This is a genomic window from Pelagibius sp. 7325 (assembly GCF_037652055.1).
In the GTDB taxonomy this organism is placed as follows: Bacteria; Pseudomonadota; Alphaproteobacteria; order Kiloniellales; family Kiloniellaceae; genus Pelagibius.
This window is the reverse complement of sequence record NZ_JBBKAH010000011.1, coordinates 183,004-197,301: the sequence shown is the minus strand read 5'-3', so window position 1 is coordinate 197,301 and position 14,298 is coordinate 183,004. Positions and strand designations below refer to the sequence as shown.

At 67.1% G+C, this 14,298-nt stretch carries 14 protein-coding genes; 7 read left to right on the top strand and 7 right to left on the bottom strand.

Annotated elements, in window-relative coordinates:
- The first annotated feature begins 2 nt into the window (after positions 1 to 2).
- From phnK to WDC82_RS20870, 7 genes are all read left to right on the top strand, one after another.
- Entirely contained in the window at positions 3 to 782 is a 780-nt protein-coding gene (gene phnK, locus WDC82_RS20900; protein ID WP_340119343.1) for a phosphonate C-P lyase system protein PhnK, read from the top strand.
- Between the two features lie 2 nt (positions 783 to 784).
- A complete protein-coding gene (gene phnL, locus WDC82_RS20895) occupies positions 785 to 1,498 on the top strand; it encodes a phosphonate C-P lyase system protein PhnL (RefSeq protein WP_340119342.1) in 714 nt (237 codons plus the stop codon).
- Positions 1,498 to 2,640 carry an alpha-D-ribose 1-methylphosphonate 5-triphosphate diphosphatase gene (locus WDC82_RS20890; protein WP_340119341.1) on the top strand — a complete coding sequence of 381 codons (1,143 nt, stop codon included), beginning with the start codon at positions 1,498 to 1,500 and terminating at the stop codon, positions 2,638 to 2,640. The genes phnL and WDC82_RS20890 overlap by 1 nt, the downstream gene beginning before the upstream one ends.
- Positions 2,640 to 3,827: an alpha-D-ribose 1-methylphosphonate 5-triphosphate diphosphatase gene (locus tag WDC82_RS20885; protein WP_340119340.1), complete on the top strand. Its 1,188-nt coding sequence runs from the start codon at positions 2,640 to 2,642 to the stop codon at positions 3,825 to 3,827. The genes WDC82_RS20890 and WDC82_RS20885 overlap by 1 nt, the downstream gene beginning before the upstream one ends.
- Positions 3,828 to 4,025: 198 nt before the next feature.
- Positions 4,026 to 4,499 (top strand): GNAT family N-acetyltransferase, encoded by a 474-nt coding sequence (locus WDC82_RS20880; protein WP_340119339.1) that lies wholly within the window; start codon positions 4,026 to 4,028, stop codon positions 4,497 to 4,499.
- On the top strand, positions 4,489 to 4,746 hold the full coding sequence (locus tag WDC82_RS20875; RefSeq protein ID WP_340119338.1) for a hypothetical protein: 258 nt from the start codon (positions 4,489 to 4,491) through the stop codon (positions 4,744 to 4,746). The genes WDC82_RS20880 and WDC82_RS20875 overlap by 11 nt, the downstream gene beginning before the upstream one ends.
- 144 nt (positions 4,747 to 4,890) lie before the next feature.
- Positions 4,891 to 5,133, top strand: a complete 243-nt coding sequence (locus tag WDC82_RS20870; protein ID WP_340119337.1) for a hypothetical protein — start codon at positions 4,891 to 4,893, stop codon at positions 5,131 to 5,133.
- A gap of 98 nt (positions 5,134 to 5,231) precedes the next feature.
- Here WDC82_RS20870 and WDC82_RS20865 read toward each other — a convergent pair whose 3' ends face one another.
- The 7 genes from WDC82_RS20865 to WDC82_RS20835 form a co-directional block, all read right to left on the bottom strand.
- Positions 5,232 to 5,867, bottom strand: a complete 636-nt coding sequence (locus WDC82_RS20865) for a chloramphenicol acetyltransferase (RefSeq protein WP_340119336.1) — start codon at positions 5,865 to 5,867, stop codon at positions 5,232 to 5,234.
- A 28-nt stretch (positions 5,868 to 5,895) separates the two neighbouring features.
- Entirely contained in the window at positions 5,896 to 6,765 is an 870-nt protein-coding gene (phnE, locus tag WDC82_RS20860; RefSeq protein WP_340119335.1) for a phosphonate ABC transporter, permease protein PhnE, read from the bottom strand.
- Positions 6,762 to 7,685, bottom strand: a complete 924-nt coding sequence (gene phnE, locus WDC82_RS20855) for a phosphonate ABC transporter, permease protein PhnE (protein ID WP_340119334.1) — start codon at positions 7,683 to 7,685, stop codon at positions 6,762 to 6,764. The genes phnE (WDC82_RS20860) and phnE (WDC82_RS20855) overlap by 4 nt, the downstream gene beginning before the upstream one ends.
- A gap of 81 nt (positions 7,686 to 7,766) precedes the next feature.
- Entirely contained in the window at positions 7,767 to 8,693 is a 927-nt protein-coding gene (phnD, locus tag WDC82_RS20850) for a phosphonate ABC transporter substrate-binding protein (RefSeq protein WP_340119333.1), read from the bottom strand.
- A gap of 64 nt (positions 8,694 to 8,757) precedes the next feature.
- A complete protein-coding gene (gene phnC / locus WDC82_RS20845) occupies positions 8,758 to 9,603 on the bottom strand; it encodes a phosphonate ABC transporter ATP-binding protein (RefSeq protein WP_340119332.1) in 846 nt (281 codons plus the stop codon).
- Between the two features lie 376 nt (positions 9,604 to 9,979).
- Positions 9,980 to 10,705, bottom strand: a complete 726-nt coding sequence (locus WDC82_RS20840) for a response regulator (protein ID WP_340119331.1) — start codon at positions 10,703 to 10,705, stop codon at positions 9,980 to 9,982.
- Between the two features lie 42 nt (positions 10,706 to 10,747).
- Positions 10,748 to 14,272 carry a PAS domain S-box protein gene (locus tag WDC82_RS20835; RefSeq protein WP_340119330.1) on the bottom strand — a complete coding sequence of 1,175 codons (3,525 nt, stop codon included), beginning with the start codon at positions 14,270 to 14,272 and terminating at the stop codon, positions 10,748 to 10,750.
- Between the last annotated feature and the right edge of the window lie 26 nt (positions 14,273 to 14,298).

The following is a 14,298-nucleotide window of genomic DNA, read 5'->3' as shown; positions in this document are numbered from 1 at the left end:
GCATGAACGCGAACACCCCCCTGCTGCGCGTGCGCAACCTGACCCACGCTTTCGGGCATGTGCTGGCCTGCTCCGACGTCTCCTTCGAGCTGCACGGCGGCGAGGTGCTGGGCATCGTCGGCGAGTCGGGCTCCGGCAAGACCACGCTGCTGAACTGCATCTCGGCGCGCCTCGCCCCGACCAACGGCGTCGTCGAATACGACCTGCGCACGAAGGGACTGACCGACATCTATGCGCTGTCGGAGCCGGAGCGTCGCCTGCTGCTGCGCACCGACTGGGGCGTCGTCATGCAGAACCCGCGCGACGGCCTGCGCATGGACGTCAGCGCCGGCGGCAACGTGGGAGAGCGGCTGATGGCTGTCGGTGCGCGCCACTACGGCGCCATCCGCCACGAGGCCGAGGATTGGCTGCAGAAGGTGGAGCTCGACCTCGGGCGCATGGACGACAAGCCGAAGCATTTCTCCGGCGGCATGCAGCAGCGCCTGCAGATCGCCCGCAACCTGGTGACCAAGCCGCGCCTGGTCTTCATGGACGAGCCGACCGGCGGCCTCGACGTCTCCGTGCAGGCGCGCCTGCTCGACCTGCTGCGCGGGCTGGTGCGTGAACTGCGGCTCTCGGCCATCATCGTCACCCACGACCTCGCGGTCGCGCGCCTCCTGGCCGATCGCCTGATGGTGATGAAGGACGGCAAGGTGGTGGAGACGGGCCTTACCGATCAGGTGCTGGACGATCCGCACCACCCCTATACGCAGCTTCTGGTTTCCTCGGTATTGCAGGTGTGAGCATGGCGCAGCAAAAAGAGACTCCGGCGATCCGGGTCGAGAACCTCTCCAAGACCTTTGTGCTGCACGTGCAGGGCGGTGCGCGGCTGCCGGTCTTCGCCAACCTCAGCCTGGAGGTGGCGCCCGGCGCCTGCGTCGCCCTCTACGGTCCCTCGGGGACCGGCAAATCGACCCTGCTGCGGTCGCTTTATGCCAACTACAAGCCGGGCAGCGGCCACGTCTGGGTGAGGCATGAGGACGAGTGGGTCGACATGGCCGGCGCCGCGCCGCACCGGGTTTTGGAAGTGCGCCGCAGGACGGTGGGTTACGTCAGCCAGTTCCTGCGTGTCATCCCGCGCGTGCCGTCGCGCGACATCGTCGCCGAGCCGCTGCACGCGCTCGGCGTACCGTTGGAGGAGGCGCGCGCCAAGGCGGAGAACCTGCTGTCGCGGCTGAACATCCCCGCGGCCATGTGGGACCTGGCACCGGCGACCTTCTCCGGCGGCGAGCAGCAGCGCGTGAACATCGCGCGCGGCTTCGCGGTCGACTATCCCATCCTGCTGCTCGACGAGCCCACCGCCTCGCTGGATGCCGGCAACCGGGCTGTGGTGGTCGACCTCATCAAGGAAGCCAAGGCGCGGGGCGCCGCCGTCGTCGGCATTTTCCACGACGACGAGGTGCGCGAGGCTGTGGCCGATCACATTTTCGATCTCTCCAAGCAAAGGGCAGCCGCGTGATGGCCGATACCGTTCTCTCCAATGCGCGCATCGTGCTGGCCGACGAGGTCATCGAAGGAACGCTGCATTTGCGCGACGGCCGCATTGCCGAAATCGCCACCGGTGGCACGGCGGTGCCGGGGGCCGAGGACATGGAGGGTGACTACCTGCTGCCCGGCCTCATCGACCTGCACACCGACCACTTCGAAAAGCATGTTATTCCCCGCCCCCGCGTGCGCTGGAACATGCTTGCCGCCGTCATGGCGCACGATGCCCAGATGGCCGCGGGCGGCATCACCACCACCTTCGACTGCGTTTGCGTCGGCGTCAGCATCAAGCACCCGGAGCGGCGCGAGTTCTACCGCCCCATGATCGACGCGGTACGCGACGCCGTTGCCAAGGATGTGCTGCGCGTCGACCACATCGTCCATCTGCGCTGCGAGGTGACCGACGAAAGCGTGGTGGACCTCTTCGACGCGGTGGCCGACCACGCCGCTGTCGGCATGATGTCTCTGATGGACCACGCGCCGGGCCACCGGCAGTATCCCGACATCACGCACTTTCGCGCGCGCACCATGAAGAACATGAGCTTGAGCGAGGCGGAAGCCGATGCGCATATCGAGCGCCTGCTGGGGACGCAGGAATACCTGGTGCCGAAGAATCGGATGGAATTGGCCGAGCGCGGCAAGGCGCGCGGCCTCGCCATCGCCAGCCACGATGACGAGACGCCGCAGCACATCGCCGACGCGGCGGCGCTGGGGATCACGGTGACCGAATTCCCAACCACCCTGGCAGCGGCCAGGGCGGCGCGTGACAATGGCATGAAAATCATCATGGGGGCGCCGAACCTAATGCGCGGCGGCTCCCACTCGGGTAATGTCTCCGCGGCGGAACTTGCCGCCGAAGGATTGCTCGACAATCTGGCCTCCGACTACGTGCCGGCGAGCTTGCTGCAGGCGGCGTTCCGCCTGACGGAGGCCGAACACGGCATCGCGCTGCCGCAAGCGGTGGCGACGGTGAGCGCCAATCCCGCCGATACGGCCGGTCTCGGCGACCGCGGGCGCATCGCCCCAGGGCTCAAAGCCGATCTGCTGAGGGTCTCGGCGATCGAGGGGCAACCCTTCTTGAAGACAGTCTGGCGTGACGCGAAACGGGTGATGTGATGTTGCAGGAAGACCTTCTCGATCGACAGGCGGCCGCTGAAGCGGGAATTCCGCTGCGCCTTGCCAACGCCCAGGTGGTGACCGCGGACGCCAGCTTCCGTGGCAGTGTGACGGCGGTCGATGGTGTCATCGTCGCGGTGGAGGAGGGCGGCAAGGTGCCGGCCGGCGCCATCGACTGCGCCGGCGAACTGCTGCTGCCCGGCCTTGTCGACCTCCATACCGACCACTGCGAGCGCCACGCGGTGCCGCGCCCCGGCGTGCACTGGGACCCGCTGCAGGCGGCCATCGCCCACGACGCCCAGGTGGCGGCGTCAGGCATTACCACGGTCTTCGATTCCCTGGTGGTGGGCCTGCGCGACGCCGACCAGACGCGCCGCGACCTGCTGGGTGCCATCATGGCGGCGGTGGAGAAGGGCGAGGCGCTCGGTCTGTTCCGCAGCCAGCACCTGCTGCACCTGCGCTGCGAGGTGACGGACCCGACCCTGCTGGACCAGATCGCCCCGCACATGGACCATCCGCTGCTGCAGCTGGTTTCGGTCATGGAGCACACCGTCGGCCAGCGCCAGTTCCCCGACGCCGAAAAGTACAAGGAAGTGCTCACGAAGCTCTTCCATGTGCCGGAGGACCAGGTGGAGGAGCGCTTCCGGCGCGACGCCGAGGCCTCGCGCACCTTCGCGCCGACGTACCGCGAGGCGGTCTGCCGCATGGCGAAGGAGCGCGGCATCCCCGTCGCCGCCCACGACGACGAGACCCTGGAGCACGTCGAAGAGGCCGCGCGCCTCGGCATGACGATGTCCGAGTTCCCGACCACCCTGCTGGCCGCCGAAGCGGCGCGCGAGCGCGGGATGCTGACCATCATGGGCGCACCCAATGTGGTGAAGGGCGGTTCGCAGTCCGGCAATCTCTCGGCATTGGAACTCGCCAAGGCGGGCCTGCTGGATGTGCTGGCCTCCGACTACGTGCCGATCTCCATGCTGGCGGCGACGTTGCGTCTCACCGAACCCGACGTTGGCATGACCCTGCCCGAAGCGGTGAAGATCGCCAGCCTCAACGCCGCGAGGGCCGCCGGCCTCGACGACCGCGGGGAGATCGCAATCGGCAAGCGCGCCGACTTCATTCGCGTGCGCAAGGTCGATGCGCATCCGGTGGTGAGGACAGTCTATGCCGCGGGCAAGCGGGTGGCTTAGGGTTTATCCTCATTGTCATGGTCGGGCTTGACCCGAGCATCCATTGTTGGGCGGGGCGGCCAAGCCGGCGTATGGACCCTCGGGTCAAGCCCGAGGGTGACGGTTTGAGAGGTGGGGGCAACGTTGCCGGCTTGCCCGGTGCCCACGGGCTGAGGCAAATTCGGCGGCAGAACACCGACTGATACGGCACTGCCATCCATGCTCATCCGTCAAGACGACCTCAGCGGGCCCGAGATTGCGGCCCTATTGGAAGCCCACCTCGATCTCATGCGGTCGATCTCGCCGCCGGAGAGCGTGCATGCGCTGGACCTGGAGGCCTTGCGGGCACCGGAGGTCACCTTCTGGACCGTCTGGGACGGAGCGGTCCTGCTCGGCTGCGGCGCGCTGAAGGAGCTCGATCCTGCCCACGGCGAGATAAAGTCCATGCACACGGCCGCGGCGGCGCGGGGCAAGGGCGTGGCGCGGCGTTTGGTGGCGCACATCCTGGCCGAGGCGCGGGCCCGCGGCTACCGGCGGCTCAGCCTGGAGACCGGCTCGACGGAGGATTTCGCCCCCGCGCGCGGGCTCTATGCCGGCTTCGGCTTCACGTCTTGCGAACCCTTTGCCGACTACAGGCTCGACCCCTTCAGCGCCTTCATGACGCTGGAGCTGGCGCCGGCCCGTGTCGGGTAAGAACAAGGTACTGCGCTCGATCAACGCGCCCAGTTCTTATGCATCGGGCGAAAGCCGCTGCGTCGATGTCTTCCGGCGGCCGGACGGGACCTTTGGTTTCGAGGAATACCGCCGCGACGCTGAGGACGCGCGGGGCTGGTTCGCCGTCGGCTTCTTCAGCGACCGGGTTTTCGACAGCGAGGATGCGGCGCTGCGCGAGGCGCGCGCCAGAGTCGTCTGGCTGAACGCCGCAATGGGTGACACCTAGGCGGGCTCACGGGCCATGCTCACGGGGATGTGATCGCTTTCCAGCCCCGCGCCGGCACTTCGCCCTGGCCCGTCACCCGTCCGCCGCGTTTCACTGGGGCCGCCGCTCTGCTCGACCCGCAACCCATTTTGAGGAGGTTTCGAGATGAAAGCGCTTCTGGCCGCCGCGGCCCTTGCCTTCACCCTGGCGGGGCCGGCCTTGGCCTTCCAGTGCCCGATGGACATGGTCAAGATCGACGCCGCCCTTGAGACTGCCAGCCTCAGCGATGCACAGAAGGCCGAGGTCATGCAACTGCGCGAGGAAGGCGAACGCCTGCACCAGACCGGCCAGCACCAGGCCTCGGTCGACGCCCTGGCCCAGGCCAAGGAGATCCTGGGGATCCAGTAGGCGGGTGGCCGCATTCCCCTCACCCAGCTTCGCCTAAGCTCGCTCACGCTCGCCAAGGCTGCGCATCCCTCTCCCACGGAGGGGAGAGGAAAGGGTCGTCAGCCGCCGTGCTTCTCGAGGAAGGATTCTATTTCCAGGGTGCGGAAGTCGGGCAGGGCGTCGCGCAGTCTCGCGTGGGGCCAGTCCCACCAGGCGAGTGCCTGCAGGCGCTCGGCGATCCTTGGCGGAAATCGCTGCTTGATCGGCCGCGCCGGCACGCCGGCGACGATGTCGTAGGGCGCTACGTCCTTGGACACCACCGCGCCGGCGCCGACCGCGGCGCCGCTGCCGATGGTGACGCCGGCCAGCACGGTAACGCCGTGGCCGAGCCAGATGTCATGCCCCAGCTTCACGGCGTTGGCCTGGCGCCAGCCGAAGACCTCCGGATCGTCTTCTTCGCCCAGGCCGTATTGGCGGCTGCGGTAGGAAAAGTGGTGCTGGCTGGCACGCCAGACCGGGTGGTTGCCCGGGTTGATGCGCACCTGGGCGGCGATGGAGCAGAACTTGCCGATGTCGCTGCCGGTCACGTGGCAGTCCCAGGTGATGTAGCTGTAGTCGCCGAAGCGGCTGTGGCTCATCTGGGTGCGCGCGCCGACCTCGGTGTAGACGCCGAGGTCGCAGTCGATGACGGCGGCGCTCTCGTGGATCAGCGGCGTCTCGCCCAGTATCTTCTTGGCTGTGGCAACCGGCAGCACTGTGGCTTCGCTTATGGTCGATATCCTCTCACGGACGGTATTCGTTCTTGCCGATGATGCGGCCGCGCAGCCAGCCGGAAAGGCTGTCGATGGCGTAGACCGTCACCAGAATCAGCAGCACGATGGACATGACCTCGTCCCAGTTGTTGGCGCCGATGCGGTCGTAGAGCAGCTGACCGATGCCGCCGGCACCGACTATGCCCAGGATGGTGGCGCTGCGGGTGTTGGATTCAAGCTGATAAAGAACGTTCGACAGCATCACCGGCAGTACCTGGGGCAGGATGGCGAGGCGGATCACCTGCAGCGGGCCGCCGCCACTTGCCCTGACACCCTCCACCTGTTTCTGGTCGATGTTCTCGATGGCCTCAGAGAACAGCTTCGAGAGCACGCCGATATCCGAGATCGCGATGGCGAAGATGCCGGCCAGTGGTCCGAGGCCGAAGGCGCGGATGAAGATGAGGGCGAGCACCAGCTGCTCGAAGGCGCGCAGGGTGTCGAAGCCGCGGCGGACGCCGAAGCGCATCCATTCCACGCGCAGGATGTTCTTGGCGCCGAGGAACGACAGTGGCAGCGCGGCCAGGGCGGCTAGGAGGGTGCCGAGGAAGGCCATGGCGAGTGTCTCGCCGATGGCGGCTACCGGCTCCATGAACAGCTCCCAACTGGGCCAGACGTAGGGCGGCAGCATGAAGCCGAGCACGAAGCCCAGTTTGCCGAGGCCCTCCCAGAGCCGTGTGGGGGAAAAGTTGAACTCGATGAGGGCGTAGAGCACCAGGGCGGCGAAGAGGAGCCAGGCGCCCGCTTTCAGAAGGCTCTCGCGCGGGCCGGCGGAGAAAGCCTGGGGCAGGCGGGCGCGGGCGGCGGCGATCTCCGCCGCGCTGAGGTCGCTTGGCTGTCTCATGCCAGTTTCTCGTGTCCGATGAAGTGGTGGCGAATGCGCTCGCAGACCAGGTCGATGACGGCGACGGTCGCCAGGATGATGAGGAACAGTGCCGAGATGTCTGTGTAGTACTGGAACGAGATGGCGGTGCGGATCTCCTGGCCCAGGCCGCCGGCGCCGACGAAGCCGATGATGGAGGAGGAGCGCACGTTGATCTCGAAGCGCAGCAGGGTATAGCTCACGAAGTTGGGCAGCACCTGCGGCACCACGGCGTAGCGTATCCGCTGCAGCCAGTTGGCGCCGGCCGCGGTGAGCCCCTCGACGGGCTTCATGTCGATGTTCTCGTTGACCTCGGAGTAGAGCTTGCCGAGAGCGCCCATGGTGTGCACGGCGATCGCCAGCACGCCGGCGAGCGGGCCGATGCCGAAGCAGAACACGAAGATGAGCGCGTAGACCAGATCCGGCACCGTGCGGGCGATCTCCAGCGCGCGTCGGCTCAGGAAGAGGATCGACCGGTTGCGCACCAGGTTGCGTGAGGCGGGGAAGCTCAAGGCGAAGGCGCCGCAGACACCGAAGACGGTGGCGAGGAAGGCGATTAGCACCGTCTCGATCAGCAGCTTCAGCCACAGTTTCGCCGGCAGGAACCATTCGGCGAAATCGGCACCCAGGCTGTCCCAGCGCAGCACCGGGAGGATCTTCACGATGAACTCGTGCAGGCGCGGCAGGCCGTTCCAGATCTTCACCGGGTCGAAGTCGCCGATCACCATACTGGCGGCGAGGCAGGCGGCGAAGCCGAGGGCGAAGCAAATATCGTTGCGCCGCTTGCGCTTGGCCATTGCCGCATAGCGGGCATGGAAGCGCGTTACCGCCGCATTTGCACCGGTGGGCGCGGCATCGCCGGGAGTCGAGAGAAGGGGAACGCCTGCGAAGCTTTCGGACACGCGTACAGCTCCGGGAATCTGGGGAGGAGAAGAGCGAAGGCCGGCGCCTGCCTGGCGCCGGCCCTCACCGCGCGCCGCCGATCAGCTGCCGCGGTTGCGGCGGATCTTGCGGATCTCCTCGCGCATCTCGACGATCCAGGCGTAGCGATCGTGATCGACCTCGATCCAGCCGACCTGCTTGGGATTGCCGGTCATCTGGGCGAAAGCCTCGGGATCCTTCTGCGGCACCTCCATGACGAGCTTCTGCATCGTGCGCTTCAGGTCGTCGGGCAGATTCTTGCGCGCGGTCAGTGGGCCGGAGGTGATCTCCGGCGAGGTCCAGATCCAGCAGACCTCGCCCGCCTTGATCATGCCCTTCTCCACCATGCGCTGCGGTATGCCCGCTATGTCGTTGGTGATGTAGGTGGCGGCGGCATCGAACTGGCCGTTGACGACGCCCAGCACGCCGGTCTCGTGGCTTCCGGAGAAAGGGGTGGCGCCGAAGTAGGTCTCCGGATTATAGCCCTGCTTCAGCAGGTTGAAGTAGGGAACAGCGTAGCCGGAGGTCGAATCCGGGTCGGCAAAGGCGAGGGTCTTGCCCTGCAGGTCGTCGACCGACTTGTAAGGGCTGTCGCAGCGCACGGCGACCACGGAGTAGTAGCCGGTGCTGCCGTCGTCCTGCAGCCGCGAGACTAACGGCTCGACGCCGCCGTCGGTTTCGGTCCAAGCCGCGGCATAAGCCGAGGAGCCTAGGAAGGCGAACTCGATCTGGTCGGCGGCCAGCGCCTGGATGACGCCGTCGTAGGAAGAGGCGGTATAAGTCTCGATCTCGACGCCCAGGTTCTTTTCGAGATAGTCCTTGAAGGCGCTGTAGCGCTGAGTGTGGTCCTTCTCGTTCTCGCTGGAGAGGATGCCGAAGCGGATCGTATCGACCTTCGACTTCCAGTCCTCGGCCGCGGCTGGGCCATGCAAGGCGGTGACAAAGACGGCGGCGGTCAGCGCCGTGCCAAGAAAAGCTCTGCGGTGCATCTGACTACTCCCTTCTGGGTGGATGCTGGCGCCATGGCGGGTCCCCCGGGCGCCGGGTGGGAACTCAGGCGGTAAGGGCCATCTGCGCCGCGGCGCGGCGCCGCCCCTCCTCGAAGGCCGGCAGGCTGGTCGAGGTGATCGCTTCGGCAATCTCCTCTCCACATTCTTCCTGGGAATCGGCGGCGCCGTAGAGGTGCTGCACCGCCGCCTTGGTCAGGCGCTCCGGAGTGCCGTCGAAGACCACCTCGCCGGCGGCCATGCCGATGATGCGGTCACAATAGTGGCGCGCGGTATCCAGGGTGTGCAGGTTGCACAGCACGGTGAGACCTTCCTCGCGATTGATGGCGGCCAGGGCGTCCATCACCTTGGCGGCGTTGCGCGGATCGAGCGAGGCGATGGGCTCGTCGGCGAGGATCACCTTGGGATCCTGCAGGATGGCGCGGGCGATGGCGACACGCTGCTGCTGGCCGCCCGAGAGGGTATCGGCACGCTGCAGCGCCTGGTCGGCGAGGTCGAGGCGGTCGAGCGCGGCAATCGCCAGCGCGCGTTCCGCGGGGCTAAAGCGCTTGGCGAGGGAAGAGAGCGGCCCGTGCCGGTTGATGCGGCCGATCAGCACGTTGGTCAGCACGTCCAGGCGATTCACCAGGTTGAACTGCTGGAAGATCATGGCGCAGTCGGCGCGCCAGGCCAGCAACTCGCGCCCCTTCAGGCGAGTGACTACCTTGCCGTTGAAGTGGATGCTGCCCTGGCTCGGTTCGATAAGGCGGTTGACGAGGCGCAGCAGCGTCGATTTTCCGGCGCCTGAGCGCCCGATGATGCCGACCATCTGGCCCTCGGGGATGTCCAGGCTCACCTGGCTCACGGCACGCACGGTGCCGAAGGTCTTGGTCAGGTTTTGAATCTGCAACATGATCGCTCTCCACCTGCTGGCCGTTGTTTTTTTTGGCCGACTTCCCGGGCCTCCACCCAGGGCTGCGACAACGACATCCGGTTGTCTAGACGACTTGAGCTGTTCCGGGCTGCGTCCTGCATCGCGGACGGACGTCGCCGAACACCCCTGCGGATGAACACCCACCGGGCATTCCGCGCCGGCGGGGCGGTTTGCCGCCGGCCGCCGTGTCGCGCGGAGGATTCTTTGTTCAACGCGGAAGAGTCTAAACCTGCGGCGATGACTCTAATGTGACGCGGCAGTCACGCTTCTGGGTCAGTTTCTTTGAGAGGATGGGACGGCGTTCCCGGGACTTGAGCCCTGGACGCCGGCAGGGGGCGTGGCGACAGCAGAGTCGCTAAGCCTTCGCGGTGGAATAGATGTAGCCGGCGCCGCGTACGGTCTTGATGACCTGCGGCTTGGCGGGGTCGCTCTCGATCTTGCGGCGGATGCGGGCGATGCGGATGTCGATGCTGCGGTCGAAGGGCTCCCAGTCGCGGTTGTGCGCGAGGTTCAGCAGCTGGTCGCGGGTCAGCACCCGGTTGGGATTGTCGGCGAAGGCTTTCAGCAGGTCGAACTCCATACCGGTCAGCGGGATCTCGCCACCCGTGGCGTCGAACAGCTTGTGGGAATCGAGGTTGAGGGTGAAGCGGCCGAAGCGGGCAAGCCGCGCGCTGTCGTCCAGCGGAACCTCGCTATCGCCCATCGCCCGGCGCTCGGTGCGCCGCAGCACCGCCTTGATCCGGGCCAGCAGCTCACGCAGATCGACCGGCTTGGCGAGATAGTCGTCGGCGCCCATCTCCAGGCCGACGATGCGGTCGACCACCTCACCGGCCGCCGTCAACATGATGATGCCGACCTCCTTTTCCGCACGCAGAAAGCGGGCGAGCGAGAGGCCGTCTTCGCCGGGCATGCGGATGTCGAGCAGCACCAGGTCGACATCATGGCTGCCGACCGTCTCGCGCAGTGCCTCGCCGCCGCCGACGGCAGTCACGCGGTAGTCGTGCAGCTCCAGGTATTCCTGAATGGTCTCACGGATGCCCGGCTCGTCGTCGACCACGACAATGTGCTTTTGACCCTGCATACCCGATTGTTCCTTTACTACGCTTTCCATGATGATGCGCCGCTAGCCGTCATGGCCGCCCGGCGGCTGCGGGCGGGCCTCGTCGAGGATGCGCGCAACCAGATTGCGCACTTCCTCCAGGGTAAAAGGTTTCTCGATGAAAGGGCGCTTCACGCGCTGCAGGAAGACCCGGGCGGAAGGGCTCAAGGTGTCGCCGGAGACGAAAGCGGTGCGCCTCAGCATCGCGGGCCGGGTGCGCTCCAGAGTGGCGTAGAGGCTGGGGCCGTCCAGCTCCGGCATCCGTACGTCGCTGAGGATCACGTCGAAGCTCTGGCCTTCCATCAGCCGCAGTGCCTTCTGGCCGGAGGCGGCGGTGACCACGCGGTGGCCCTGGGCAGTCAGGATGTCGCTCAGCATCTGCGCCACGTCCGGTTCATCGTCGATGATGAGGATGGCCGCCGCCGGACCGCAGGCTCCCTGTGGGCGCGCCGCCGGGGCCGCCTCGCTGAGGGCCGTACTGACAGGCAGGGTGACGGTGAAGACCGTTCCCTTGCCCAGCGTGCTGTCGACCTCGATGCGCCCGTCGTGGGCCTCGACGATGCGGTGGCTGACTGCCAGGCCGACGCCGGTGCCCTCGCCGATGTCCTTGGTGGTGAAGAAGGGCTCGAAGATGCGGCTCTGAATCTCGTCCGGGATGCCGGGGCCGCTGTCGGCGATAGTCAGCGCTACCTGGCCCTTTGCCGCGTCGAAGGCGTCGCGAACGGTCAGCACGCGCGTACCGGATACATCCATCATCGCCTGCTGGGCGTTGACGATGATGTTGGTGACGACCTGGTTCAGCTGGTCGGAATCGCCCCAGACGGGCGGCACCGCCGGGTCCATCTCCAGCCGGGTCTCGATGTTGGCGGTGCGCAGGGAATAGGCCGTGACGTCGAGGGTCGCCTGCACGATGTCGCGCAGATCGACAGCGCGGCGCTCCGGCGGGCGCTGGCGGGCCATCGCCAGGAACGACTTCACGATGCGCGAACAGCGGTCGGCGGCGTTGCCGATCTTGGTGGCGCGCTCGATGGTGCGCTGGTCGGCGGCGGTCTCCTTCAGCAGTTGGGCGTGGCCGACCACGACGGAGAGCGGATTGTTCAGCTCGTGGGCGACACCGGCCAGGAGTGAGCCCAGAGCGCTCAGCTTTTCGCTCTGATAGAGCGCCGCGCGCTGGCGATTCATCTGTTCCTCGACGGCGCGGCGCTCGGTCAGGTCGTAGGCGCTGGCGACGATCATCTCCTCGCCCTGATACTCGATCAGACTGGCGGTCAGCGATACCCAGATCGGCTGGCCGTCGGCGCGCCGCAGCAGCACCTCATAGCCCTCGACAGTGCCCTTCTTGCGCAGCAAGGCAAGGTAGCGGTCGCGATCTTCGGGGTTTACGTAGAGGTCGGAGACATAGGAGGGCTCGCCGGACTGCTGCATCTGGCCGAAGATCCGCCGCGAGGCCGGGCTCTCGTAGATGACCAGGCCGTCCTCGGCGCGCACCATGACGACGGGGACCGGCGAGGCCTCCAGGATCGAGCGCACCAGGCTCTCGCTCTCGCGCAGCGCCCGCTCCATCTCCTTGCGGTTGGTGATGTCGGTGCGCGTGACGACGATGCCGCCCTGTCGCGTCGGCTGATTTGAGAACTGGAACCAGCGCCCGTCGCTCTGCTGGAACTCCATGTCGGTGCAGAACTTGCGGCGCAGCGCCTTGCGCTCCTCGAGCCATGCATCGACGCGGTCGTCGGTACCGGCGTACTGGCCGCGCTCGGCACCAGTGCGGATGAAGTCGAGCCACGGCATGCCGGGCTGCAGCATGTCGGCGCTCATGAAGTTGAACTCGCGGTAGCGCTGGTTGCACATCACCAGGCGGTCCTGGGCGTCGTAAAGCGCGAAGCCCTCGGTCAGCGATTCCACCGCGTCCTGCAGCATCTCGCGCGCCTCGCGCAGTTCCGCTTCCTTCGCCATCTGGTCGCTCAGGTCGACCACGGTGCCGATCGAGTAGGTGCGCTCGCCGATCCTGGCCAGGCGTGACGAGACGGCACCCCAGAATTCGGTGCCGTCGGCCTTCTTCAGGCGCGTCACGCGGCCGTCCAGGCGACCCTTTTCAACCAGCTCGTTGGTGCAGGCCGCGCGCTCCTCTGGCGTAGCGAAGGAGCGGACGGACAGGTAATGCTCGGTGACCGGCCAGCTGTAGCCAAGCAGCTCGGCGGCCGCCGGGCTGTGGTACAGCACCACGCCGCTGTAGGTATCTGTCAGCCACAGGGGCAGGGGGTTGTTCTCGACCAGGGTCCGGAACTTCAGCTCGCTGTCACGCAGCGATTCCTCGATGCGCTTCAGCTTGGTGATGTCGGTGCGCACGTAGACCCGCCCGCCGCCGTGGACCGGGTGGGTCGAGGTCTGCAGCCAGGTGCCGTCGTGCAACTGGAACTCCACCGGCTCCTGCTCGGCCGAGATCACCTTCTGCAGCCAAAGGCTGTCGTCGTCCTCCGCCGCGCCGGGCTCCACCGGCCGGCCGTCGAAGACCTTCATCTTGGCGCGGCCCCTCATGTAGTTGTCGGTGGTCAGGGTGCCGACCATCTGATCCGGGCCTGCGTCGTAGAGCGCCGCATAGGACGCATTGCAGAGAATCAGCCGCTGGTCCTCGCCGTAGATGGCGAAACCGTTGGGAATGTTCTCGACTGCGTCGCGCAGCAGACGCCAGACCCGGTTCAGTTCCGCCTCGGCGTTGACCCTTTCGCTGACGTCGTGCAGTTCGGTCACGACCACACGCGCATCGCCCAGGGTCAGCACGCTGGCCATCACCTCCACCGGCAGGATTCTGCCGTCGCGGTGCCGCGCGGTGAGGCGCAGCGGCGTCGGCGCGGCCTGCTCCTCCGGGCGCGCCAGAAGCTGGGCAACGACGTCGCGGTAGAGCGCCCCGCCGTCGTCCTGCAGCAGCGTTGCTGCGAAGTCCTGGCCCCGCACCGCCTCGCAGCTGATGCCGAACAGGGCCTGCGCGGCGCGGTTGCAGGCGGCCAGGCGGCCGTCACCGTCCGACAGGAAGATCGGGTGGGAGGCCTGCTCGATGATGGCGCGGCGCTGGCGCACGATCTCCTCGTCGTTCGGCCGGGCGTGCCGCTCGGCGCTGATATCCAGCAGCACGCCCGTCACCGCCTCGCCGGCCAGCACGATCTCATCGCGGCACCAGACATGCGCCCCGTCGGGATGCAACAGGCGGTATTCCAGGGTCGCCCCGCCTGACGCTGCGGCTGCGGCCAGGCCCTGGCGGTAGGCGGTGCGGTCGTCGGGATGGATCCGCTCGAAAAAGCCATCGCTGCCGGCGCAGAGTGTGGCGGCGTCCAGCCCGGTCAGCGCTTCGGGGCGGCCGGTGGCCTGGTCGAGGGTGAGGGAGCCGGCGTTCAGCCGGCCGCGGTAGAACACTGCCGGCAGCCTGGCCTGCAGCAGGGCGAGGAAGTCGTCGCCGGCAGCATCGGGGTCGCTGCCGCGGGCGGAATCACCGCCCTGGGGCTGCCGACCCCCGGCTTTTCGGCTTCCGGACTTGTGGCCCTTGAACGTTTGCATCGGTTTCGCGCGCCCCTGCGTTTCTT